The 24,790-nt window shown below is 37.2% G+C and carries 26 protein-coding genes and 1 other annotated feature; of the genes, 13 read left to right on the top strand and 13 right to left on the bottom strand.

Annotation, left to right across the window (positions count from 1 at the left end; all coding sequences use genetic code 11):
• Window positions 1-50 precede the first annotated feature (50 nt).
• From PSR12_RS19490 to PSR12_RS19480, 3 genes are all read left to right on the top strand, one after another.
• Complete coding sequence (locus tag PSR12_RS19490; RefSeq protein ID WP_274770191.1) at window positions 51-1,241, top strand: MBL fold metallo-hydrolase; 1,191 nt, start codon at window positions 51-53, stop codon at window positions 1,239-1,241.
• Window positions 1,228-1,476 carry a DUF3006 domain-containing protein gene (locus PSR12_RS19485; protein WP_274770189.1) on the top strand — a complete coding sequence of 83 codons (249 nt, stop codon included), beginning with the start codon at window positions 1,228-1,230 and terminating at the stop codon, window positions 1,474-1,476. Before PSR12_RS19490 ends, PSR12_RS19485 begins: the two co-directional genes overlap by 14 nt.
• Before the next feature lie 132 nt (window positions 1,477-1,608).
• A complete protein-coding gene (locus PSR12_RS19480; protein ID WP_221681142.1) occupies window positions 1,609-2,397 on the top strand; it encodes an HAD family hydrolase in 789 nt (262 codons plus the stop codon).
• A gap of 45 nt (window positions 2,398-2,442) precedes the next feature.
• Here the strand turns inward: PSR12_RS19480 and PSR12_RS19475 are convergent, their stop codons facing one another.
• From PSR12_RS19475 to serA, 3 genes are all read right to left on the bottom strand, one after another.
• Window positions 2,443-3,366, bottom strand: coding sequence for a hypothetical protein (locus PSR12_RS19475; RefSeq protein WP_274770187.1), 924 nt, complete (start codon window positions 3,364-3,366; stop codon window positions 2,443-2,445).
• On the bottom strand, window positions 3,356-3,859 hold the full coding sequence (locus PSR12_RS19470; RefSeq protein WP_225340465.1) for an RNA polymerase sigma factor: 504 nt from the start codon (window positions 3,857-3,859) through the stop codon (window positions 3,356-3,358). Before PSR12_RS19470 ends, PSR12_RS19475 begins: the two co-directional genes overlap by 11 nt.
• Window positions 3,860-3,955: 96 nt before the next feature.
• Entirely contained in the window at window positions 3,956-5,569 is a 1,614-nt protein-coding gene (gene serA / locus PSR12_RS19465) for a phosphoglycerate dehydrogenase (protein ID WP_009373435.1), read from the bottom strand.
• 159 nt (window positions 5,570-5,728) lie between these two features.
• Window positions 5,729-5,970 (bottom strand) — a binding site (T-box leader).
• 404 nt (window positions 5,971-6,374) lie between these two features.
• Here serA and PSR12_RS19460 point away from each other — a divergent pair.
• Both PSR12_RS19460 and PSR12_RS19455 read left to right on the top strand, forming a co-directional pair.
• Window positions 6,375-8,024, top strand: coding sequence for an FAD-binding dehydrogenase (locus PSR12_RS19460; protein ID WP_257520525.1), 1,650 nt, complete (start codon window positions 6,375-6,377; stop codon window positions 8,022-8,024).
• 8 nt (window positions 8,025-8,032) lie between these two features.
• Complete coding sequence (locus PSR12_RS19455) at window positions 8,033-8,155, top strand: hypothetical protein (RefSeq protein ID WP_255601252.1); 123 nt, start codon at window positions 8,033-8,035, stop codon at window positions 8,153-8,155.
• A 6-nt stretch (window positions 8,156-8,161) separates the two neighbouring features.
• Here PSR12_RS19455 and trhO read toward each other — a convergent pair whose 3' ends face one another.
• Window positions 8,162-9,133, bottom strand: a complete 972-nt coding sequence (gene trhO / locus PSR12_RS19450; RefSeq protein ID WP_004230782.1) for an oxygen-dependent tRNA uridine(34) hydroxylase TrhO — start codon at window positions 9,131-9,133, stop codon at window positions 8,162-8,164.
• A gap of 137 nt (window positions 9,134-9,270) precedes the next feature.
• Between trhO and PSR12_RS19445 the strand changes: the two genes are divergently transcribed.
• Window positions 9,271-10,053, top strand: a complete 783-nt coding sequence (locus PSR12_RS19445) for an enoyl-CoA hydratase (RefSeq protein WP_004230780.1) — start codon at window positions 9,271-9,273, stop codon at window positions 10,051-10,053.
• A gap of 52 nt (window positions 10,054-10,105) precedes the next feature.
• On the opposite strand, the gene PSR12_RS19440 is transcribed toward PSR12_RS19445, so the two are convergent.
• Entirely contained in the window at window positions 10,106-10,291 is a 186-nt protein-coding gene (locus PSR12_RS19440; RefSeq protein WP_004230778.1) for a YhzD family protein, read from the bottom strand.
• 268 nt (window positions 10,292-10,559) lie between these two features.
• Here PSR12_RS19440 and PSR12_RS19435 point away from each other — a divergent pair, with 268 nt between their 5' ends.
• From PSR12_RS19435 to PSR12_RS19420, 4 genes are all read left to right on the top strand, one after another.
• Window positions 10,560-11,774, top strand: coding sequence for a metallophosphoesterase family protein (locus PSR12_RS19435; RefSeq protein WP_274770184.1), 1,215 nt, complete (start codon window positions 10,560-10,562; stop codon window positions 11,772-11,774).
• Window positions 11,775-11,778: 4 nt separating this feature from the next.
• On the top strand, window positions 11,779-14,667 hold the full coding sequence (locus PSR12_RS19430) for an ATP-binding protein (protein WP_274770182.1): 2,889 nt from the start codon (window positions 11,779-11,781) through the stop codon (window positions 14,665-14,667).
• Window positions 14,664-15,599, top strand: coding sequence for a 3'-5' exoribonuclease YhaM (gene yhaM / locus PSR12_RS19425; RefSeq protein ID WP_004230771.1), 936 nt, complete (start codon window positions 14,664-14,666; stop codon window positions 15,597-15,599). The genes PSR12_RS19430 and yhaM overlap by 4 nt, the downstream gene beginning before the upstream one ends.
• A 165-nt stretch (window positions 15,600-15,764) precedes the next feature.
• Window positions 15,765-17,069, top strand: coding sequence for a methyl-accepting chemotaxis protein (locus tag PSR12_RS19420; protein ID WP_274770180.1), 1,305 nt, complete (start codon window positions 15,765-15,767; stop codon window positions 17,067-17,069).
• Between the two features lie 62 nt (window positions 17,070-17,131).
• Here PSR12_RS19420 and PSR12_RS19415 read toward each other — a convergent pair whose 3' ends face one another.
• Window positions 17,132-18,112: a peptidylprolyl isomerase gene (locus tag PSR12_RS19415; protein ID WP_274770179.1), complete on the bottom strand. Its 981-nt coding sequence runs from the start codon at window positions 18,110-18,112 to the stop codon at window positions 17,132-17,134.
• 142 nt (window positions 18,113-18,254) lie between these two features.
• Between PSR12_RS19415 and PSR12_RS19410 the strand changes: the two genes are divergently transcribed.
• A complete protein-coding gene (locus PSR12_RS19410; RefSeq protein ID WP_004230765.1) occupies window positions 18,255-18,359 on the top strand; it encodes a YjcZ family sporulation protein in 105 nt (34 codons plus the stop codon).
• Between the two features lie 246 nt (window positions 18,360-18,605).
• Here the strand turns inward: PSR12_RS19410 and PSR12_RS19405 are convergent, their stop codons facing one another.
• The 6 genes from PSR12_RS19405 to PSR12_RS19380 all read right to left on the bottom strand — a co-directional run bounded on the left by PSR12_RS19405 (window position 18,606) and on the right by PSR12_RS19380 (window position 21,957).
• Window positions 18,606-18,791 (bottom strand): hypothetical protein, encoded by a 186-nt coding sequence (locus PSR12_RS19405; RefSeq protein ID WP_008173337.1) that lies wholly within the window; start codon window positions 18,789-18,791, stop codon window positions 18,606-18,608.
• A 70-nt stretch (window positions 18,792-18,861) separates the two neighbouring features.
• Window positions 18,862-19,407 carry a DUF3267 domain-containing protein gene (locus PSR12_RS19400; RefSeq protein ID WP_274770172.1) on the bottom strand — a complete coding sequence of 182 codons (546 nt, stop codon included), beginning with the start codon at window positions 19,405-19,407 and terminating at the stop codon, window positions 18,862-18,864.
• A gap of 203 nt (window positions 19,408-19,610) precedes the next feature.
• Complete coding sequence (locus PSR12_RS19395; protein WP_004230760.1) at window positions 19,611-20,171, bottom strand: HTH-type transcriptional regulator Hpr; 561 nt, start codon at window positions 20,169-20,171, stop codon at window positions 19,611-19,613.
• A gap of 157 nt (window positions 20,172-20,328) precedes the next feature.
• Complete coding sequence (locus PSR12_RS19390; RefSeq protein WP_221681151.1) at window positions 20,329-20,724, bottom strand: YtxH domain-containing protein; 396 nt, start codon at window positions 20,722-20,724, stop codon at window positions 20,329-20,331.
• Window positions 20,725-20,858: 134 nt separating this feature from the next.
• The gene (locus PSR12_RS19385) at window positions 20,859-21,395 is read right to left on the bottom strand and encodes a tryptophan transporter (protein ID WP_221681152.1); all 537 of its coding nucleotides are present in this window, start codon (window positions 21,393-21,395) and stop codon (window positions 20,859-20,861) included.
• A gap of 148 nt (window positions 21,396-21,543) precedes the next feature.
• Window positions 21,544-21,957, bottom strand: a complete 414-nt coding sequence (locus PSR12_RS19380) for an HIT family protein (RefSeq protein ID WP_221681153.1) — start codon at window positions 21,955-21,957, stop codon at window positions 21,544-21,546.
• 104 nt (window positions 21,958-22,061) lie between these two features.
• On the opposite strand from PSR12_RS19380, the gene PSR12_RS19375 reads away from it, so the two are divergent.
• Both PSR12_RS19375 and PSR12_RS19370 read left to right on the top strand, forming a co-directional pair.
• Window positions 22,062-22,811, top strand: coding sequence for an ABC transporter ATP-binding protein (locus PSR12_RS19375; RefSeq protein ID WP_221681154.1), 750 nt, complete (start codon window positions 22,062-22,064; stop codon window positions 22,809-22,811).
• Complete coding sequence (locus PSR12_RS19370; protein ID WP_221681155.1) at window positions 22,795-23,976, top strand: ABC transporter permease; 1,182 nt, start codon at window positions 22,795-22,797, stop codon at window positions 23,974-23,976. The genes PSR12_RS19375 and PSR12_RS19370 overlap by 17 nt, the downstream gene beginning before the upstream one ends.
• Window positions 23,977-24,038: 62 nt before the next feature.
• Here the strand turns inward: PSR12_RS19370 and PSR12_RS19365 are convergent, their stop codons facing one another.
• Window positions 24,039-24,557 carry an antibiotic biosynthesis monooxygenase family protein gene (locus PSR12_RS19365; protein ID WP_257520522.1) on the bottom strand — a complete coding sequence of 173 codons (519 nt, stop codon included), beginning with the start codon at window positions 24,555-24,557 and terminating at the stop codon, window positions 24,039-24,041.
• Between the last annotated feature and the right edge of the window lie 233 nt (window positions 24,558-24,790).

Genomic DNA, 24,790 nt, shown 5'->3' with positions numbered 1-24,790 from the left:
ATGGCTAGCTCTCTTTTTGTATAATAGGAAAATAGAAAGGAAGTTAGTAGATGAAAAAAATAATGGTATTACTCCTTTGTATTTTTTTATTAGCTGGCTGTACCGAGGCAGTCAAGACAGAGAAAATTCCTGTAACAGCTGGTCATGAAATGCATGTTCATTTTATTGATGTAGGGCAGGGTGATTCTATACTGATTGAATCACCAAGTGGTAAAACGATGCTTATAGATGGGGGAGTGAAGGGCGCAGGGCAACAGATTGTCTCTTATTTAAATGAACTTGGGATAAATAAGCTTGATATTGTAGTAGCAACACACCCAGATGCTGATCATATTGGAGGACTTATTCCTGTATTAGATAACATGACGACTGAGCAATTTTATGATTCGGGAAAAGTACATACATCGCAAACCTTTGAGGAGATGCTGACACAAATCGATGAAAAAAATATTCCTTATCATGTGCCGAAAATCGGTGATGATATCGAATTTGATAAGGATGTAAATGTGAAAGTTTTAAATGCCAATGATCAGGCTACAGATAATAACGATGCCTCCATTGTCTTAAAAATGACTTATGGGAATGTCTCTTTTTTATTGACAGGAGATGCCGGAGTGGCATTAGAAAAGGAAATGTTGCAGTATGATGTGAAAGCAACAGTTTTAAAAGCAGGACATCATGGCTCTAACACAAGTAGCTCAGATGAGTTCGTTCAGGCTGTAAAACCAGAGGTCGCGATATTAAGTTATGGAGAGGATAATAAGTATGGACATCCACATGCAGAAGTAATGGATCGTTTGCAGGCTATTGGTAGTAAAATCTATGCCACCGCGGATTTAGGAACGATTACGGTGTCAACAGATGGGGTAAACTATACGGTGAACGGTAAGGAAACTTCTAGTGTAGGAACTGGTAATATACGATCTAAAGGTGAAGAACCGACAACAGCTATTGAAATCGTTAGCAAGGATCTAGTTACTGAAACTGTAGGAATTAAAAATAGTGGACAACACGCAGTATCTTTAAAAGATTGGCAGCTTATTTCAATTGAAGGGCATCAAGTTTATAATTTCCCTAATCTTTCTTTACAGCCAGGGAAAACGATTTATATTACTAGTGGAACCAATGCGCGGGAAGGGCAAAATTATTTGAAATGGACAACTAAACAAATTTGGTTAAATGATGGAGATGCTGCGCAATTACGCAATGAGAAAGGGGAACTTGTAAGTGAGCTTGAGTAAATACACATTGGATCGTATTGAAGATGGCTATGCGGTTTTTTTAAAGTTTCCAGCAGAAGAGGAACAACTCATTATTTCACAGTCAGCCATGAACAAGCCTGTGCAAGTAGGTGATCGTGTTCAGATAGAAGAAAAAGATGGTATTTACCATATAGAAATTTTACAAGAAGAAACACTACAAAAAAGATCAGACCTTCATAGTTTAATGAATCGTTTACGAAATAAAAATAATTAATAGATGACAAGCTGTGATAAAGTGACACACAGCTTGTTTTTAGATAGAGGAATTGTACGTAATTAGTTATCCTAAATATTTTGAAAATATGCTAAAATAGTAGTACTATTCAGGAGCTAGGAGCGGACAAAAATGTCGATAAATACAATTATTTTTGATTTAGATGATACACTACTATGGGATAAAAAATCAGTCAAAACTGCATTTGAAAAAACATGTGACTATGCAGCAACAGTACATAATGTGAATCCTGCTGAGCTAGAGGAAGCTGTTCGCCGAGAGGCACGTGCTTTATATGAGAGTTATGAAACATATGATTATACGGTATTAATTGGTATCAATCCATTTGAAGGTCTATGGGGAACGTTTGACGACTCGACGGATTCCTTCCAAAAAATGAAAGAAATTGTGCCTAGCTATCGTGCAGCGGCTTGGACAAAAGGGTTAGCTGCTCTAGGTATTGAAGATACAGCGTTTGGAGAGGAACTGGGAGAGCGCTTTGTAGCCGAGCGTAAAGTAGCGCCATTTTTATACGAAGATACTTTTGCAGTGTTAGACGAATTAAAAGGAAAATATCAGCTTGTATTGCTTACAAATGGCGCACCAAGTTTGCAAAATTTAAAGCTAGAAATCACACCAGAAATTGCCCCATATTTTGATCATATTATTATTTCAGGTGACTTTGGTAAAGGTAAGCCGGACGCATCTATTTTTGAGTATGTGATGGAAAAAGCAGGTATTACAGCGGACGAGGCAATTATGGTTGGCGACAATCTTAATACTGATATTTTGGGTTCATCTCGTGTGGGAATGCGCAATGTATGGATTAATCGTGAAAGCAATATCGCCAACGGGGCTGTGACACCTACCTATGAGGTGGACTCTTTGACAGCGTTGTTGGAGCTTGTAAATAAGCTATAGTATAAAAAATGTACTGATCCTTCATGGAGACAGTACATTTTTTTATTAAAAATAGACATTCAGTCCAAGGTATAAACATGTAAAAGCTACCGCTATACAAAGCTGAACAAGAGCGCTAGCAATTAAGTAACCCTGAGGTTCGCCAGCCTTTTTACGATAATAGATTTGCATAAAGGAGTAGAGTGAAAAAAGGCCATAAATAATTGTTGCATGAATAGTATGCTGTACAAGATAGATACCAAATGAAATACCTCCAAACAATACGAGCATGATGGCATTGGCAATGGCATGCTCAACTGTCGCAGCGAAAAAGCGACGTTCTGTATAAGGCATTCTTTTTTTAGCAATCCATAGGATGAAATGCATAAGTAGGATGAAAATGTTCCCTAAAATCAGTTTCGTCGACCGCTTCTCATCATAAAAATAGCGTAAAGAGTCAATTGATTCTTCAATCAGAAAGGCTTGCTGGGTTTCAACATTGAAGAAAATCTTGTTATTGAGTACCTTCCATTTCTCTTGTGTATGGTCATTATAGAGAATTAAAATATCATAGCTAGTACCACTTTTCCATTGACTAGCGGATATTGTTATAGGAGAAGCGTTGTCCCAATTTTGTTGTAGCTGTGTAATAGCCTTTGAATGAGCATAGCATTGCTGAGGAACATAAAGGCAAGAATCCTTTGCTATAAAGGTTTCCTTGTTCAGATTCTCCTTTAAGTAGACTCGTTGGATGGCTTTGGAGGAATCCATTGTCGTAGGAGAATCACTAGGACGTTGAACAAAAGATAAAACTAAAAAAGAAAGAACTACTATAAAAAGCAATGTTACAGAAGGGATTTTCCATTTATTTTTTGATAGTTGTTTATTAATTACTGAAGGCTCTGTCATATTGCGTAATATTACTTTTTCCTGCTGATCAGATAACGTTAAATCATCTAAGTGTTGCCATGTCTTCTTATCATTCTTCATCCATCTCACCTCCTAGCTGTTTTTTTAATGCGACGAGTGCTCGTTTTAATGTGTTTTTTACTTTCCCCTCATTCCAGCCAAGAATATTGGAGGTTTCCTCGATGGATAGTCCCTCTATTTTGCGCAGAATAATCACATCACGATAGGTAATTTTTAGTTTTCTAATTGCAAGATACAGTATTTTGGCATCTTCTCGTTGCATCAGCCATTGATGAGGAGAAGGTGATACTTGTTCTTCATGTTGTTGTAAAAAAGGAACAAACTGAATGATCCTTTTTCGACGATAATGATCATAGGCAAGGTTACGCGCAGTGCACCGTAACCAAGCAAGATCAGCCCCTTCTTTTATTGTTTGATGATGTTTCAAATAACGGACAAAGGTTTCCTGTGTATAATCCTCCGCTAATTTTTCGTCATTTAGTAAGTAATATAAGTATTTAAAAATGGTGTGATTATGTAAGTAAAATATTTCTTCTATGTTCAAGCTGTGCACCTCCTTTTCTTTAAAGACGAAGAACCCACAGAAAAGTATCATTTTCCCAAAATAAAAAGCAGAGAGTAGAGACCCCCTGCTTCTTGCTGTTATTAATTATAGGTTAATGGCTTTTACCTCATCAATGTTTTCAAGCTGTGCCACAAAAACTAAATCTTCTTCTGTTACAACATTATCAACCGTTAACATCATAACCGCTGTACCACCAACCTGTGCACGACCTACCTGCATTGTTGCGATATTAATTTCTTTTTCTGCAAGCTTTGTTGCTACACGACCAATTGCACCTGGTTTGTCAGTATTTTTAATGTAAAGAAGGTGGCCTTGTGGAATGACGTCTACAACATAGTCCTCTACTTTTACAATGCGTGCACCTAAACCGTTTAATAGTGTACCCGCTACCGTATGTGTTTCGTTAGCAGTAGTAATTTCAATAGTAATTAAGCTTGTAAAGCCTTTTGCTGTTGTTGTTTTGTGCTCATTAATTTTCATACCAATACGTTCAGATAAGTAACGAGCATTCACATCATTGACATGATTACCGTGATTTTTAGACAGTAAACCTTTTAACGCATTTGAAGTTAATGGACGAACATCATAGTTTGCTACTTCACCTGCATAAGATAGGTTGATTTCTTTGACTGGCTCAGTTGTCACTTGTGATAGGAATGAACCAAGTTTTTCAGCTAATTCAAAGAAAGGCTCAACTTGTGCAAGAAGCTCTTTAGGTATTGATGGCATGTTTACTGGATTTGTTACAGTACCTGTTTTGTAAAATTTAATGATGTCATTTGATACGTCAACAGCTACAGATTCTTGTGCCTCGATTGTAGATGCTCCTAAGTGAGGCGTTGCGATAACTTGTGGTAAAGTTAGTAGCTTATGATCTGTTGCTGGTTCAGAAACAAATACGTCAAGAGCAGCTCCAGCCACTTTTCCTGCTACGATTGCATCGTATAAATCGTCTTCATTGATGATACCGCCACGTGCACAGTTAATAATACGTACGCCATCTTTCATCATCGCAAATTTATCTTTATTAATAAGGTTGCGAGTTTCAGGTAGAAGTGGTGTATGAACTGTAATGAAATCAGCAGCTACACAAATTTCTTCAACTGTTGCTTTTGTTACACCTAATTCTTTAGCACGTTCATCTGTTAGGAATGGGTCGTATGCCATAACATTCATACGTTGACCTTTTGCACGATAAGCTACTTCAACACCGATTCGACCAAAACCTACAACACCTAAAGTTTTATTTTTTAGCTCCACGCCAACATAAGATTTGCGATCCCATTTGCCATTTTTTAATGTATTAAAAGCTTGTGGAATATGACGGGCAAGTGAAGTCATCATCGCAATTGTATGTTCAGCAGCTGAGTTTGTATTACCATCTGGTGCGTTTACCACGATAATGCCATGTTCTGTAGCAGCAGCAAGGTCAATATTATCGACACCAACACCCGCACGACCAATTAATTTTAAGCTTTTAGCTGCTTCAATTACTTCACGTGTTACCGTTGTTTGAGAACGAACAAGTAATACATCTACATCTGCAATTTTAGCGATTAATTCTTCTGGTGCTAGTCCTGTGTCTACAATAATGTTTAAATCTAAATCTTGTTCCTGACGTAATGGGAAAATACCATCCTCACTTAGTGGATCAGCGATAAATACGTTAATAGTTCTTGTTTTTGTTGCAGTAGTCATTATAATTAGCTCCTTTTTTATCATAATTGGTTATGGCTTTATCTACGACAGTCTGAAATTTGTAAAATTCGAACATCTTACAGCATACAAACAATCTCCTTTCTAAATCGAAAACAATATAAAAAGCCTTCCACGCCTTACAAACACAATTAGTGTGTTGTAAGGGGCGAAAGGCTGTATAAACTTTGGTTCGCGGTACCACCCTTAATCACTGCTGGAAAATTTATTCTGGCAGTCTTAGCTATATGCGTAACGTGCATGAGACGGATAAGCTTACTTTTAAGTTGTTCAGCCTATCTATTCAGGAGTGGAACTATTATCGTAGAAATCACTGATTTGCACCAACCATCAGCTCTCTTTGGATTTTCTTGCGACTAGTGTGTCTCCGTCGTTATATTTTTTGTGATTAAATTTGTTAACATCATAATCCCTATTGTTCACCTTTGTCAACGATATTTCTTAAAAACTTTAAAAATACTGACTTCAAAAGTCTGAAAAATAACTAAAAACGAACATTCTTTATATTATTTTTATTTATTGTTCGTCTTTTTGGAAAGTACAATGAAAGCGCTAACGATATTTGCAAAGTCCGACAGTATCAAGTTTCTGTGTAGGTTTAGCATGGAAAATTATATGGGAATTAAATGGAATAAAATAGATGCTTTATGCTAATTATCCATGGATTTGTTCTAAGAAAGCGAACGTTTTTGTTTGTCACAATTTAGACAAAAATATAAAAAGTAGAAGGTAAACAGACCGTGAGAGAAGAATGTTAGTTAAGGATGATTGATTTGGGGGTGTAAGAATGAAGTACGATGTTGCAATAGTCGGTGCTGGTCTTGCAGGATTAGTCGCAGCTTGTGAATTAATCGATGCAAAGAAAAAAGTTCTTTTAGTAGATCAAGAGCCTGAAAATTCAATCGGAGGACAGGCATATTGGTCTTTTGGTGGAATATTTTTAGTAAATTCTCCAGAGCAACGAAGGCTTGGAATTAAAGATAGTAAGGAGCTTGCATGGCAGGATTGGCAAGGAACTGCAGGCTTTGATCGTTTAGAAGACGAGGATTCTTGGGCATATAAATGGGCAAGAGCATATGTCGATTTTGCTGCAGGTGAAAAATACGACTGGTTAAAGTCAAAAGGTATAAAGTTTTTCCCAGTTGTTGGATGGGCAGAGCGGGGAGGCTCGTTGGCAGGAGGGCATGGCAATTCAGTACCTAGATTTCACATTGTCTGGGGAACAGGCCCTGGCATTGTAAAGCCATTTGTAGATAAAGTAAAACAGGCTATGAAAGAAGGCTTCATAGACTTCAAGCCAAGACATCGTGTGGATGAATTTGTGCAGCAAGAAGGTGAGATTACAGGAATTAGCGGAACGGTGCTAGCTGAAACCTTTATTAATCGAGGTGAAAAAAGTTCGAGATTAGGAATCGGTGAATTTTCCTACGAAGCGAAAGCTGTGATTGTAGCAAGTGGTGGTATTGGGGCAAATTTTGATTTAGTGAGAAAAAATTGGCCTACTCGATTAGGGACACCTCCAAAAAATATGGTATGTGGTGTACCAGCTTACGTTGACGGAAGAATGCTAGAGATCACGGAACATGCTGGGGGACGCATTGTAAACCGTGATCGCATGTGGCATTACACAGAGGGTTTAAGAAATTGGGATCCGATATGGCCCAACCATGGAATTCGGATATTGCCTGGTCCCTCCTCCCTGTGGTTTGACGCAGAGGGGAATCGTTTTCATGCACCCAACTTTCCAGGGTTTGATACACTCAGTACGTTAGAGGCGATTCAAAAAACAGGTTATGACTATTCCTGGTTTATTTTAACGGAGAAAATTATTGAGAAAGAATTTGCTTTATCTGGCTCAGAGCAAAACCCAGATTTAACAAACAAAAGCATTGGTGACGTTTTAAAACGCATTTTACCAGGCCCACCTGCTCCTATCCAAGCTTTTAAAAATTACGGAGAGGATTTTGTGATTGCACATGATCTAAAGGAACTTGTAGATGGAATGAATAAACTTGCTGGGAATGAGCTACTTGATTTCATGAAGATTAAAGAGCAAATCTTGGCCAGAGATCGGGAAATGGACAATAAGTTTACGAAGGATTTGCAAGTAAACGCTATTCATGGAGCAAGAAATTATATTGGCGATAAATGGGTGCGTGTTGCCAAGCCACATAAAATTTTAGATACCAAAAATTGGCCTTTAATTGCTGTTCGCTTAAACATTCTAACAAGGAAAACTTTAGGTGGCTTGCAAACAAATTTAAATGGCGCTGTTTTGGGCATGGACGGTCAGCCAATTCCTGGGTTATATGCAGCTGGTGAAGTAAGTGGTTTCGGTGGCGGTGGTGTCCATGGCTACCGTGCTTTAGAAGGGACATTTGTTGGTGGCTGTTTATTTAGTGGACGTCAGGTAGGACGTTATTTAGGACAAGGATAAAGTGCATAATGAAGAGCATCGTCTTGATGAACGATGCTCTTTTTAAATGGATTGATAATGCTGAAGTAGATCACTATGCTGAAGTTTTGAGCGGAAATCTCACAGTGATGCTTACCTTGATTAAATTATGAAAGGGATTAACAATTTGATTTTTGAACCTCTGCAATCTTAGCAATTTGTTCTTCAACTTGTTCCTTTGTCCAACCGTTTTCCTCCACGAAAAAGTTGCGTTCTGCGCGGCGACAATCATCTGAACAGCTTCGCATGTAAAATGCCTCATGTTTTTCTTCACAAAGCATTAGCTTATGACACGCTGGGTTTGCACAGTTTGTGTATCGTTCAGAAGGCTCCCCAGTGAAATAATCCTTCCCAACAATGACATGTTCCACCTGATTAATCGGTACACTTCGACGGCGGTCAAAAACAAACATTTGACCATCCCATAATTGACCTTTTACTTCAGGATCTTTCGCATATGTAGCAATACCGCCGTGTAATTGACCTACGCTCTGACCATAGCCCTCGCGTTTTAGCCAACCAGAGAATTTTTCGCAGCGGATACCACCTGTACAATAAGTTAAGATTTTTTTATCGGCAAACTCTTCTTTATGTGCCTCCATCCAAGCAGGTAGGTCACGGAAGTTTTCGATATCTGGTCGAACAGCACCTCGGAAATGACCCAGATCATATTCATAGTCATTACGGGCATCGATGATTACTGTGTTGTCATCTTGCATCTGTTCCATAAATTCTTTAGGTGTTAAATAATCACCTGTGATTTCTAACGGATTGATATCCTGTTCTAAACCTAGGTGAACAATTTCTCTACGAGGACGTACATGCATTTTTCTAAAGGTATGCCCTTCAACCTCATCAATTTTCCACATAATATCACTAAAACGAGCATCTGCCTTCATATGGTTCATGTAAGCATCTGTTTGCTCAATGGTACCTGATACAGTTCCATTAATACCTTCGTAACCTACTAAAATACGACCAAGAAGCCCTATCTCTTTACACAATGCTAAATGTTCTTCTGCGAACGCTTCAGGATCTTCAATCGTAATATATTTATAATAAAGTAATACACGATAGTCTTTTTGTGTCAAAATACGTTACCTCCTTTATCTCAATATTCGTCCTTTAATATAGCATAACAAGGAGCATTTTTGCTTAGAGAGAAGGAGTTTTCTAAAAAAACACGAATTATATAGTGAATGACTATTCATATTTGGGGGTTATAGAGATGGAATTTTCAACAATTACTTTAGAAAAATTAGAACGTCGCGCAACGTTAACGTTGAATCGTCCGCAGGCGATGAATGCTATGGATGATGTCATGATGCGTGAACTAGCAGAATGCTTTGAAGCTCTACAACAGGAAAAAGATATTCAGGTGCTTGTTATTCGCGGAGAAGGAAAGGTCTTTTCTGCGGGTGGTGATATAAAAGCAATGCTAGATGAAAGCAAACCACTGAATATTGATGAGGCAATGGTTTATCTGACACGTATCGTGAAGGCATATTATCAGCTACCAATGATTGTGATTGCAGCGGTTCATGGTGCATCAGCAGGTTTAGGATTTAGTCTAACCCTAGGGGCAGATATTATTGTAGCCTGTGAAAATAGTAAACTTGCTATGAATTTTATTGGAATTGGACTGATTCCAGATGGTGGCGGTCATTTCTTCATGAAGGAGCGTGTAGGTACTGTTAGAGCGAAACAAATGATATGGGAGGGTAAGGTATTAACAGCAAAAGAAGCATTAGATGCAGGGTTAATTGATTATATTGCACCAGAGGGCACTGTATTTGCAATGGCAGATCAGCTGGTGGGGAAAATGCTTGCATCCCCGATTTCTTCCATGATTACAACGAAAAAAATTCTACATGCACAAAATATGCCACAGCTAGAAAATATCTTAGCATTAGAGGCTGAGGGCCAGTCTGCAATGCGTAAAACAACAGATCATGTCGAGGGCATTCATGCATTTGTAGAGAAAAGAACGCCTGTCTTTGTAGGCAAATAAAAATAATAAAAGGCGCGTAGCAAACCATTGACTACGTGCCTTTTATTAGCCACTAAACATGGAATAAAATTAATTTACCAGAAGCGTTTACAAGACGATGAGTTTTATCGGCAACACCTTTTTCCTCAACTTGTTGTTGTCCATTTAGTTTAGCAGCCTCATCATTTTCAAAAGTCCAAGTTTCATCAAACAATGTTTCTCCTGTTTTTTCAAAAGCTGTAAAACGATAATTCTCCATACAGACCCCACCCTTTTACTTGAATATATTTCTATTATACATAGAAGATTTATAAACTTCACGGTAAAACTAGTGAATTTTTTGATAAATTACGAAAATTGTGGAAAAAGTAAGGCAATGTTGTTTTTTTCCGTAATAGCATTTTTCATCAAACATGAATTATGATAAAATAGAACAAATATTCGGTTTTGATTAATCAACATATTATTACTTTTTATTACTTTGGTTTGCACTAAAGAGAGAATTATCTACTATTTGAGGTGATTGGATGTCAGCAATTCGTTTTTTCCATATGGCAGATTTACATTTAGATAGTCCATTTAAGGGCTTATTTGGTCTACCCGAACCCATTTTAAAGAAAATACGGTCAAGCACTTTTGAAGCGTTTGATAAAATTATCCTTAAAGCGATTCAGGAAAAACCTGATTTTTTACTAATTGTTGGAGATATTTATGATGGTGAAAATCGTAGCTTGCAAGCACAACGAAGATTTCAAGATGCAATGGAGAAGCTTTTTCAACACAATATCCCTGTCATTGTAGGCTACGGAAATCATGATCATTTAAATGGCACATGGACACGTTTTGCTTTACCAAGTAATGTCTATGAATTACCAGCTGAAACGAGTGTAGTTCAATTAAAAATACGGGGTCAACAAGTGAATATATATGGTTTTAGTTATCCTGAACGTCATTTAAAAGCATCCGTTATTGAAAGCTATCCAACTGCACATGATCAGCATGCCATTCATATTGGTATGCTTCATGGCAGTGAGGCAGGCAATACGACACATGATGTGTATGCCCCTTTTACAAAGCAACAGTTACTTGAAAAGAACTATCATTATTGGGCGCTTGGCCATATTCATAAACGACAGCTTTTACATCAAAACCCTCCAATTGTTTATCCAGGCAATATTCAAAGTCGACATCGTAAAGAACAAGGAATGAAAGGCTTTTATGATGTGACGTTATCCAAAACATCGACTAAGCTTGATTTTATCTCTACCTCTGCTGTCGTTTATAGCACCATAGAGGTGGATTGTACGAATGTGGTACACGCCAATGAATTATTGAAGAGATGTGCAGAAGCGATTACAGCCAATAGGAAGAAGTATGGCGCGGCGGTAGTAGAGCTTCATTTGCAACATATTGACGAACAAACGGAAGCTTTATTTGAGCATGCAACAGTAGATGCATGGTTAGAGACTATTCGAGAGGCTGAGGAAGGTATGGAACCAATGTGTTGGGTACAAAAAATGGTGTTGCAAAAGGCAGCGAGATTTTATGAGCATACAGCAACAACTCAATCCGTTGTGAGCTTAATGGAGCAATGGGACAGTAATGAATGGAAGGATATTCTAAAAGATTTGTACCAATATGCTGGTGGTGCGAGGCTAATAGAGCCACTTAGTGAAAAGGATATTGAGAACTTAACCCATCGTGCACAGACTTTATTAGCAGAAGAAATTCAAAGGGCGTGATTACATGCTGACAATACAAAAAATCCAAATATATGGCTTTGGTAAGCATGAAAATATCTCCATTTCGTTAAATGATGGTGTCACTATTTTTTATGGATTAAATGAAGCAGGAAAAACGACAATTCAGCAGTTTATACTACAAATGCTTTTTGGTTTCCCAACAAGGCAGCAGATACAGCGCAAATATGAGCCGAAAATTTCAACGAAATATGGAGGTCAGCTGACACTTTTACACCCAATTTATGGTCAATGTACAGTTGAACGTGTGAAAGGAAAGGCTGCTGGAGATGTTACTGTCTACCTAGAGGATGGAACAACGGGGCATGAGGAGTTGTTAGTAAAGCTTTTATATGGTTATTCTAGGGCATCCTTTGAAGCCATTTTTTCTTTTTCACTGCATGAACTACAAGGTATTGAAAAAATGTCTGAAGAGGAGCTAACCCATTTGCTACTTGCCTCAGGTACAACAGGTATTCAGTATTTATCCACCCTTGAAAAGAAAATGGATAAAGAGGCTAGTGAGCTGTTTAAAAAGACAGGTAAAGTGCCATTGATTAATCAAAAGATTGAACAACTAAAGCAGCTTGAGCGGACAATTAAACTGGAGCAGGGGAAGATTCGAACCTTTGAGGGTAAATTACAGCAATTACAATTATTTGAGCAAAAGCTAGAACAGCTATTTGGTACGCAGAAACGGCAACAGCAACAATGGCAGCAATTAACTATTCAAAAACAAGCACTTCCTCTTCTCAAGCAGCAACAGACATTGCAACAGACAATGACCAATTTTCAACATGTTCAGTTTCCTTCAGAGGGTATCAGACGGTATGAACAAGCAAAGGATCGTCTGTTACATGAAAGTCAACAATTGATGCAATTAAAGGAGCAGCATCAAACATTACAGGAGAAAATACTTGCAACAGTGGATAATCAAAAGGTCAATGAAATGGCTTACCTTATGCAAAAAGAGGCAACGTGGCATCAGCTAATGGTGAAAGAGCAAAATTTACAGGATGATCTATTTTTGCTCGAACAAGAAATTGAAGCACAGTTTCGTTTACTAGGTGTAACAGAGAAAGAAGCACAAGAAAATCTTTTGAACGAAACAGTATCACTCCAACAGGAGCAACAATTTCAGCTTCAATTAAGTAAATTAGAGGAGGCGGAGGAAGAGCTAAAATTTCATCTACGTTCACTCGAGCAAGTACACCTAGAATTAGATGCCATAGCCAAACAGAAGCAACAGCTAATGCATGAGTCATTAACAAGTGAGGAAGAACATATTTTAGCACAATGGCCTCAACAAAAGCGGAGGCTTGAGCAATTACGTGTTGCCAAATCGCAACGAAGTAAGCAGAAGAAACCTCATGACTTTATCTGGCTTGTACTACTGATTGGCTTCATGTCGTTTGCTTATGGTGTATTTGAAAAAAACATAATTGTAATCCTAATTGGAGCGGTTTTATCATTGCTATCCTTTTTGTTTATTCGATATGTTAAGCAAGCAGATGAACCTACTAATAAAGAGCACAGCATCCTCCTACGGGAGTTAGAGCAAGAGGAATTAACAGTACAAGCAGTTCTTATTAAAAAGCAAAGATATGAAGATCGCTTGTTACACATCAATGAACAGCAGAAAGAAAAGGAGCAGAAATATACTTCTCTTGAATATAAAATTCAACTAACGGAGGTGGAGAGTGAAGAAGCCACTCAAACACTCCAACATTTTTTAAAGCGTTATCGCTTACAAGGAACGATAGCCAGATCGCTAATGCCCGAATTATTTATGCGTATTCGTGGTGTACAAGAATTAGCAGCTAAAAGAAACAGTACCTCAAGTCTGTTGCAAGAAACGCAGGTAGAAAAAAACAGCATTTATGAGCAGCTTCAGCGGGTTTTAGATGGAGCCTATGATGAACATGAAATTTATATGCATTTACGAACAGCCTACCTTGAAGCACAACAGCAACAGCAGCAAGCTCAGCATGCAATAGATCAGCTAGCCAGCGTCCAAATAAAAATAGAAGGTGGACAATCAAGAATGGATCGTTATACTGCTGAAATGTCCGAGCTATTCAAAGAAGCAAAGATCCAAAATGAACAGGCCTATTATGAAATGCATGAGCAATTTGAACAGAGAAAAAAAATTGAGGCAGAATTGCAAACCGTTCAGGCTCAATTATCTTCACTCGCTCTTCAACAGAAGGAAAATCTGATTGAGGACGCTGTTAACGAGCGCATATTTGCTTTAGAACAAGAGCAGCAATCATTGCAACTAGAAATTGATCAATGTCTGGAACAACGTGCTGCTTTGCTAATGGAAAAAGAGCAGCTATTAAATGATGAAAAGTATGGTCAATTACTTCAACAGTTTGAGCAGGAGAAAACAGAATTGCAGCAGTTAATTGAGCAGTGGGCAACTAAAAAAGCGGTGGCAACAGCTATTCACGAAACCTTATTCCGTCTTCGTGAAGAAAAATTACCTCATGTTCTTGAAGAGGTAAATGCTATATTCCGTTTACTAACAGGAGGGAACTATGACAAACTTTCGATTCATGAGGATGGTTATTTTGTAGCACAGGATGCTGCAGGAATACGTTATCAAATGGTGGAGTTGTCACAGGCTACCAAAGAGCAAACTTATATTGCATTGCGAATGGCTCTAGCAAAAACCCTAGTGAGCGCTGCTCCATTTCCAATGATTATGGACGATCCTTTTGTCCATTTTGATCGAAACCGCACAAACAAAATGGTACAATTAATGAAAGAAGTAGGATATGAGCGTCAAATTTTATATTTTACTTGTCATGACACAATGCTCAATTATTGGCAGAAAGAGCAGATTGTCGATATAGGAGCATTAGCAAACGAAAGGGGAGTGGCGTCAACATGAAAGGGATTACGACGCTCCAAGTTGGAGAAGTAGTTGATCAATTTTTATTAATAAAACAAGCGACAAAAGGGGTTACAACCGTTGGAAAGCCATTTATGTCGCTAATATTACAAGATAAGAGTGGGGATATAGAGGCAAAGCTATGGGACACGAATGAGGATCATGAAAAGACGTACCATGCGGAAGCCATTGTACGTGTTGGCGGAGAGATTCATGACTATAGAGGAAAGAATCAATTGCGTATTAAATCTATCCGTGTTGCTAAGCCAGAGGAAGGAATTGCTATTCATGATTTAGTGCCTTCCTCTGCAACACCAAAAGAACAACTATACGAAGAATTAACGCAATTTTTCTTTGACATTAAAAACCCTAACATCTCAAGAATTACAAGAGCAGCAATTAAAAAACATCAAGAGGCTATTTTAGTTTTTCCAGCCGCGACTAAAAATCATCATGACTATGCGTCAGGTTTATTAGATCATATGGTCTCCATGCTCAAACTAGGTAAAGCCATTGCTGATCTATATCCAACATTAAATCGTGACTTATTATATGCTGGAATTATCTTACACGATGTAGGAAAGGTTGTAGAGTTATCAGGCCCAGTTGCCACAATGTATACAGTGGAGGGTAATTTATTAGGCCATATTACAATTATGGTAAATGAAATTGCTAAGATTGCTAGTGAGCTTGAAATTGAAGGTGAGGAAGTCATGCTGTTACAGCATATGGTATTGTCTCACCATGGGAAAGAAGAGTGGGGTAGCCCGAAAAAACCTATGATTCAGGAAGCAGAAATTTTGCATTATATCGATAACATTGATGCAAAGATGAATATGTTAACAAGGGCATTAGGTAAAACGACACCTGGCGAATTTACAGAGAGACTCTTCCCTCTTGATAATCGTTCATTCTATAAGCCTACTATATAAAAAGCAGTATCAATCAGCTCATAAACTGACATTGCTGTATAACTATTCGTTATTAATTTCTCTGAGTCTAAGTATTCATATATTTACTAATAGTGCCTAACTATTGTACCAATGTGAATATTTAATTTAGAATAGAGAGAGAAATTATAGGAATGGGGAAAAGTAATGGATACAGAGGGACTTTTTTCACGGAAAATTAAGTTTTGGAAAAGTTTAATTTTCAAAATGATACTAGCTATCGGCATAAGCTTATTTATTAGCTCCCATATTTCAGAATTTGTTAGTCGTCAATTCGAGAAGGTAGTGCATTTGAATGGAAGTGCTGGGGTTGCCATTAATACATTTATTTCGTTATTTATTGGCACAGTAATTATTTCGTTATGTACAAGGTATATTGTCTTAAGGCGTGTCAAGCGTGTGTTAAATGCTATGACCCAGGCTGCTGATGGCGATTTAACTGTTCGCATTGATGATCGATTAAAAGATGAAATTGGTCAATTATCGACTGAATTTAATCATATGCTAGAGCAAATTGGGACGGTCATTGAAAAGACGAATAAGGCATCGACAGATGTATCAACCTTTACAAAGGAATTTACAACGATTACCGAGCAAAGCAGTCAAACAGTTGAAACTATTTCTAGTGCCATTGGGGAAATTGCCTCCAGTGCAGAAGGACAATTAAGGCAAATGGATTTATTATCTGAATCAGCACATTTAATTACTAAAGATATGGATCATGCATCTTCTGCTGTACAGGAAGTGGCCTCAATAGCAATTGAAACGAACCAAAAGGCTGATTTAGGATTACAACTAATTGAGCAAACGATTGAAAAAATGAATACCATTAATGAATCTGTTCATCAGTCAACCGCAGTTGTAAATGCTTTAGGCGAAAAATCGAAGGAAATCAGTACGATTGTAGCGCTGATTACAAGTATTACAGATCAAACAAACTTGCTTGCATTGAATGCATCTATTGAAGCAGCTCGTGCAGGGGAGGCTGGAAAAGGCTTTGCAGTAGTGGCAGATGAAGTAAGAAAGCTAGCAGAGGAATCTGGAAAGGCTGCAGATAATATTCGAACATTGGTGGATGATATCTTAAGCCAAACCTCCAGTGCTGTTTATGCTATTAATAGTGGGACACAGTTTGTGGAGGAAGGCCGTGAATCTGTTGAACAGACAGGCGATACCTTTAAAAATATAGTCTTATATTTGCAACAGATAAGTCATCGTACAACGGAAGTAAAGGATATTGTCTTACGTGTCAATGAGAAAGCAAGTCAAACAGATGATGCTGTAAAAGAAGTCGTTGGCATAGCGAATGGCACATCTTCGGGCATACAGCATATTGCTTTATCTATCGAGCAACAAAGTGCTTCTAATGAGGAAATAGCAAGTGCTGCAAATATTCTTCAAACAATGTCAAATGACCTGCAAACTGAAATTAGCCAATTTAAAGTAAAATAGAGAAAAAAGAGAAGCATCTGATGTATCAGGTGCTTCTCTTTTTGTTATATACTAGACTCTAATTATTTAGATTCCTTGTCAGTATCTTCTGCTTTATCTTCGGAATCCTCTTTTGGCGCATTTTCTTCAGCTTTTTTAGCTGCTTCTTCAGCTGCTTTTGCTTGTTCTTCACTTGTTGTTGTAAAGAATTTAAGTGGTTCTTTTAAATCTTTATCAGATGTTTTCACATCGGCATCTTTAGCCATTTTTGCAACGATATCTTTAAGAATCGTCTGAGCTTCACCAGTTTGGTTCAGTTTATTTAACATAGTTGAACGAATGTTTTCTTCTTCGTCTTTAAATGAACCAACACCTTTTACATCACGCTTGTCCGTAATTTCAATTACATGGTAACCAAAGCTAGATTTTACCGGTTCACTTAATGTATTTAATTCAAGAGCATAAGCGGCATCGTTAAATTCATCTACCATTGAACCTACAGAGAACCATCCAAGCTCTCCACCTTTTTGAGCAGAGCCAGTATCTGTTGAGTACTCTTTTGCAACGTCCTCAAACTTAGCGCCACCCTTAATTTTTTCAATTACTTCTTTAGCTGTTTTTTCATCTGCTACTAAAATATGACGACCATTTAATTCTGTTTTCATTTGCTCGTAGTATTTTTTCACATCTTCTTCTTTAATTGCTTGATCTTTCAAAGCTTTCTCTTGAAGAAGTTGAACACGTAAAGAATCTTTAAAGCCCTGTTCTGTTAAGCCACTTTCAGCAAGCGCTTGTGTAAAGCCATCACCAAATTGTGATGCAGTTGTATCATACGCTTCTTTGATTTCTTTATCTGTTACTTCATATTTATCAGCTAATACTTTTTCAGTTAGCATTTGCTGCATTACATATGAGCCTGTTAAAGCTTTTGCCTTTTCATTAAAATCAGCTACTGAAATATCGCCCACTTTAGAAGTAACGATTGCTTTGCTGTCTCCGCCGCTACAAGCACCAAGCGCTAATACAGACGCAGCTAAAGTTAAAGATAAAACTGTCTTTTTCATAGTGGATATTCTCTCCTAACATGGTTTCGTCCATTTTTTACTATAACATAAACGTTTTAAAAACAAAATGGTTCCCCCTTGAGTATTGCCTATATTTCAAATTTTGAAGCGCATAGGATATAGAAAGAAAGGGGGTGAAGTTATGGGCAACGGAGGATACGGTGGCGGTGGCTACGGCTCAGGCTTTGCTTTATTAGTTGTGTTATTTATTTTATTAATTATCGTTGGTGCAGCGTTCCTATACTAATTAATAAAACAGCGAAAAGCTAAGAGCATTAACTCTTAGCTTTTCTTAACAATGTTAGACATTCGCGCCGCATGCCTTAGGTTCTAAACAATTTATTTGGTTAGTAAAAGTTGTTGCATGGGGGGCTCGACTTAACTTTGAGCGTGCGGACGGGCGCGGATGGTGCACATGTTTTTGAAGGGGGCTTTTCAAAAAAGCCCGAAAAAATTTAGATTCCATTACGCCTCGGCGTAATGGATTTTTCTGTTAAACTGCATATAAAATTTCAATGTAGAATGAGACAAGTAGGATAGTAATAAGTATATTTATAGTTCGGAATATTTTTGGTTGGTTTTCTTCGGGAATTTCACGTCGCATGCATAGAGCATATGTCATGCGGTTAATTTGAAATAAATAGAATACCGAGAATAGAACTACAATCATTAATAGCAAGTCTATTCCTCCCCTCTTTCAATAGTAATAGCATAACAAAGAACGTCAATAAAAAACAAGTACAAGCAATTTAGTGAACGGTCGGTGGAACTAAAATTTCATAGCCTTTAGGTGTTTCTTCTATTTGTGAATTTTTAGGTGAATTCAAGAGATACTTTACGTAAAGGATATCAATTAGGGATAGACTACAGTGATAGGCTAACAGCAATGTCCCATAATGGGTATAGGCTGGTAAGAGCCATGTTCCAACTATAATACTAGTATTTAGAACGATAAAAGGCGTAAGTAATGCTAAAATGTATCGATTTTTAGATAATGGCTCTCGAATTCGCATGTGTAAAACAGGAATTATATAAAACTGACTACGTACACGTAATTTTAAATGTTGGCGTAAATCAATTAGGGCCACAAAGTGCAAAAATTTGTGAATGGGATAAAGTGTTAGCACAGCTATCATAAAGAGCCAGAATAGTCGATCTGTATAACGCTCTTCATTAAATAAATTAAACGTTACATACGAAACAGAAAAGACCAATAAAAAGGTAATGACTCCCATTATAATAATACGCGTAGTGCCGTAATGATGTTCTAAATTTAAAATTTTCCAGCAATGCATGGTTTTTATCAACTCCGAAATAGGAAGTGTCCTATTTAATGTAAATTGAATTATGTTAGAATGCAAGAAAAAGGAGGTACTTCAGAAATATTTCTGAAATACCTCCTTTCACATGACTCATTCCTGAATGAACAGTAGTATAACATTTTTGTTCAACTTATAAATAAGTGCAGGAAAAATTATGTGCAGTTTGAAGCTTCGTCTTATCCTTTTACAGGTGTGCGTTCTTCTAGTGTGTCAAAGGAATCACGGAAATGTTGGAAAGAGCGTTCGAAAATATCGATGAAATCTTCACCATAGATATTACGAATAACAGCCATTACATCTAAAAAATCAGGGAAACGGCCATATAAATCTTTTAATGCTAGTGATCCTTCCAGGACGGAATGATACGTATTATGGTAGTTTTTATTCATCTCTATAATGAGCTCTGTGCCAGCTTCTGTAAGCTCAACATACGTATTACGTTTATCGTCATCACGCTTGGAAAACTTAAGAAAGCCCCGCTCTTCTAATTTTTTGGAGAAATTAAATGCTGTAGAAACATGCATCACGCCAAATTTCGCAACATCAGAAATGGAAGCACCTTTTAAATGATATGAAATCCATAAAATATGGTGTTCATTAATATTTAAATCATAAGGTTTAATCCATTGTTGCCAATCCTTTTCAACCGCTTTCCACAGCGCTTTTGATAACTGTGCGATTCTTTGACTATAAAGCATCGCTTCTTTTTGTGTATATAATTCCTCTGACAAAGCCATCACCTACTGCTTTCTTTCACATTTTTAAAAATATTATAGCAGTAAAGGAAAAAAGTTTAAAGTTAGAAAAATTAAAAAATTGAAAAGTGGCTAAAAAATAATATTATAGCAATAGTTTTTGATGAAAATACAGATTATTTAACTATTGATAAGGACTTTAGTCGCTAACTTTTTCTTGAGTTTTTTTCTTATTTTCTGTAATTTGTGCAATGTTTTTCTCGATTTCGCTTATCGAATTCTGTAAAGCATCTAATTCTTGTTGTAAATTATTTTTCGTTGGTTCGATTTCTTCAGTAAAAGTCGTAATTGTTTGCTTTAAATCATTTATTATTTGTGGGATATTATTTTTTACTTCATTTGTTAATGTATTAACAGATTGTTTAACAGTTCCTACTTGTTGTTTTACATCAAGGAGCATACCCTTTGTTTGGTCAACATTTTGTTTAACAGAAGCACGTAGCTGTTGCCCAGATTGTGGCGTTGAGAAAAGCACAGCGATTGTCCCACCAATAATTCCTGTTGTTAGTCCAAGTAAAAATGGTTTTGCTTTCATATTAGATACCTCATTTCTAGTCATGTTTATTTACTATTAAACCATGAAATGCACCAATACAAAAAGAAAAAAGAAACTAAACGAGTGATTTGACCGCCACAGTTTAGTTTCTTTTGATTATTTAAAGTGTTTATTTATGAAATTTGAGAAATAGCTGTATTGAATTTAGAGCGCTTCACTAATTTTGAAACAATTGGATAAATAACGGCAAACGCAACAACGTTAAATACGACAGCTGGAAGGACAACGCCAATAAATAGCATCGCAAACGTCGCGCCAACATTTGCATTAAACACAAAAAGCGCTACTGCTAAGAAGACAGTTCCTGAAAGAATTGTTCCCAAGCCAACTAAGACAGCAGATACGGCAAAATGATCTGCTAGTTTTTTGAGAATGATTAAAGCAGCTAAAAATACAAAACCAGTAACAGCTTTATCAATAATATTTGGAACTAGACCTGCTGGGAATGTTGTAAATAAACCTGAAAGCACCCCTGTTGAAAGAGAAAGTAGGAACGTTTCTTTCACTGTTGGGAATAATAGAATACCAATAAACATCATGGTTAACATAAAATCAGGCTTCATCCCATTCACCATTCCTGGTGTAACCACATAAAGTGCAGCACCGACACCTACTAACAGTGCCATTAATACTAAATTCTTTGTATTCATTTGTATCTCTCCTCGACTATGCTAATCTATTTGTCTCCTAACGTGTCCTCTTGACCGCTAGCGAAACTTATTTGTGATTGTACGCTAAATTTTAAAAATTTGCAATACAGCATTCTGAACATCCAGATGTTAATATATTACAAATGGCTTATAGATTGGCTTTAATACTTTCTGCTACTTCTGCCAACTGCTCTGGTGAGTACGTTTGTGTTTGCCAAATTAAGCCTAGCCCTTCTTTTTCATCGTAACGCGGAATAAAATGTAAGTGGTAGTGGAAAACAGTTTGTCCAGCAGCAGCACCGTTGTTATTAATGGTATTCAAACCAATAGGCTGAAATGCTGCTTTAATAGCATTTGCAATTTTGGGAGCTACAGCATATAGATTACGAGCCACTTCCTCTGGCATTTCAAATAGATCTTGGCAGTGATGCTTTGGAATTAAAAGTGTATGGCCCTTTGCCACAGGTGAAATGTCTGTGAATGCATAGACATGATCGTCTTCGTAAATTTTTGTACTTGGAATGGATCCATCAATAATTTTGCAAAATAGGCAATCGCTCATAAGAATTTCCCCCTTAACGTATATGTAAGTACATTCTATCATACTCAAACCTGTATCATTTGCTAATTTTTGATAAAATATAATACAAGAAGAGGAGTGAGAATATGTCAGTATTAGAGGTACAGAACGTGACAGGTGGTTATACAAGAAAACCTGTTATAAAAGATCTATCTTTTACGATTGGAAAAGGTGAACTAGTTGGCTTAATCGGCTTAAATGGAGCTGGTAAAAGTACAACAATTAAACATATTATAGGAACAATGTTGCCAAAGGAAGGGGACATTCGTCTAAATGGTGTAACATTAAAGGAAGATACAGACAAGTATCGTACAGCTTTTTCTTATATTCCTGAAACCCCTGTATTATATGATGAGTTAACATTAAGAGAGCATTTAGAATTAACAGCAATGGCTTACGGTATTGACAAAGCAACACTCGATGCTCGTTCTGAAGTACTGTTAAAAGAGTTTCGAATGGAAAAAAGATTAAATTGGTTCCCTTCACATTTTTCAAAGGGTATGCGTCAAAAAGTTATGATTATGTGTGCCTTTTTAGTGAATCCAAGTCTATATATTATTGATGAACCATTTGTGGGATTGGATCCACTAGGTATTCAATCGTTATTAGACCAAATGGATGAAAAGAAAAAAGAAGGCGCTTCTATATTAATGTCTACACATATTCTATCGACTGCTGAAAAGCATTGTGATCGCATTATCTTATTGCATGAAGGAAGAGTTCGAGCACAAGGAACAATGGCTGATTTACGTCAATCATTTGCTATGCCGTATGCGACATTAGATGACCTTTATATTGCTATGACAAAGGAGCGGGACCATGAAGAACTTGCGTGATGTATGGTCCTCTCGCTTCATGCATTATATAGGAGAAGTACAAAAATATATGCAATTTATTTTTACAGGGCATATTGCCATCGTACTTGTATTTCTAATAGGAGCAGGGGGCTATCAATATAGCGAATGGCTGAAAGTTGTTCAAACAGACTTTCCAGCAGAAATCCTGATAGCTGTTATCATAGGGATTTTATTGGCCTTTAGCCGTCCGACTACATTGTTGAGAGAGCCAGATCAAGTATACTTATTACCTTTAGAATCAAAAATGTCTTTGTACTTCAGCAAGGCGTTGGCTTGGACGTTTTGGTCTCAAGTGTGGATAGTAGCGATCGTCTATATTGTTAGTATCCCATTATTAAAGGCAGTAACAGAATTAACAACGATCGACATATGGACTATATTTTTACTTGTCATTGTATTGAAATATATAAGTGTTCAAGGAGAATTTAACTATCGTTATAGTGAACGAGGCCATATGGTTTGGGTGGACAGGCTTATCCGGGCTATCGTGTTTGCGGCTGTAATCTATTTGGGACTCCATGCTCAGTTTATATTAGCAGTAGTCGCTACAGTTATTAGCGTTATTTATATTATCGTCTTTAGAAAAAAATCAATCGGTGAGCCTGTGCCTTATGAGCATTTTGTCAAGCTTGAACAGAATCGCATGATGAGCTTTTACCGTTTTGCAAATTATTTTACAGACGTACCTCATTTACACGGAAGCATCCGTCGTCGCAGCTGGATGGACTGGCTCTATAAATTTGTACCATACGGTAAGGGCAATGCTCAAAAGTACCTGGTATTTCGTACCTTTATTCGGACAGATGACCATTTCTATTTATGGGTACGCCTTACTGCTATTTCAGCAATCATTGCGGCTTTTGTAGATATTCCTGTCGTTACATGGATTGTAGCGGGTGCACTCAGCTTTGCGACAACTATTCAGTTAAAACAAGCTCTGTTATCCAGTGGCGAATTTCGAATGGACATGCTCTATCCGTTACCAGATCATGCTCGTCAACTAGCTGTGAAGCAAATTGTGCGTTTAGCCATGATTACACAAGCTATTGTTGTGGGCTTATGTGCTATGACACAACCAATGTTTTATATTGCTTTCATTATTGTTTTGGTGATTAGTGAATTAACGTCGAAGGTTTCAAAGTAGAATACTAAAAAGCTCATTTACCAATAATATTGTTGGATAAATGAGCTTTTAATTATCTAAACTTATTGTGAATTTTCTTCTTTCGGTAGAGCACTATAGGTTGTTACATAAGAAGCTGCTGAGAAGATGTTTTGCTGACGTATCCCAGTTGAATCATCTCTTCTAGCATGGGCAGTTTCATAGGCTTTAGAACTCTTCCATGCCTCAAATGAATGGGGTCCATGCCATTGAGTCATGACAATGTAAGTATCACTCTTGATAGGCCTTAATAAACGGAAGGCAACAAAGCCAGGCTCGTTTTCAATAGCGCGTGAACGTTCTAAAAAGCGATGCTCGAAAACGGGTCTTCCTTCATCCGTTACAGGAATATTATTGAAAACAAAGAAACCATGTTCCTCTAAATCATTTACTGAATCTAGCACTTCAAATTTACGAGGTGTCGCAAATACTGTTTTTCCTTCTGTTTCATGTATTAGTACAGAGTTACCTTCTCCATGAATTAAAATCATATGTTCATTAGGATACTTATTTTTTACCTGTTCCAAAAAATCGCCAGTACCAGAAGTTAAATAAATATACATGAATTTATCCTCCTTATGAATCTTACTAATATAGCGTGATTATACCCTTTCTGGCGTAAGTCTAACGCTTCGTTCAAAAAGAATATGCCGAGAAAGAACAATTTTATGACATTTCACTAGGAAAACTATACAATAACAGAGGAAGCGTTTACTATTGGAAACGGATATCAATAATAAAGGAATAAACATGCGATTTTTTATAGTAAGAATTTAACGAGGGGAAGGAATTATTC

Source organism: Lysinibacillus sp. G01H, assembly GCF_028872195.1.
Lineage (GTDB): Bacteria > Bacillota > Bacilli > Bacillales_A > Planococcaceae > Lysinibacillus > Lysinibacillus capsici.
Note: the sequence above shows the minus strand (reverse complement) of the source record. Positions and strands in the feature narration are given on the sequence as shown.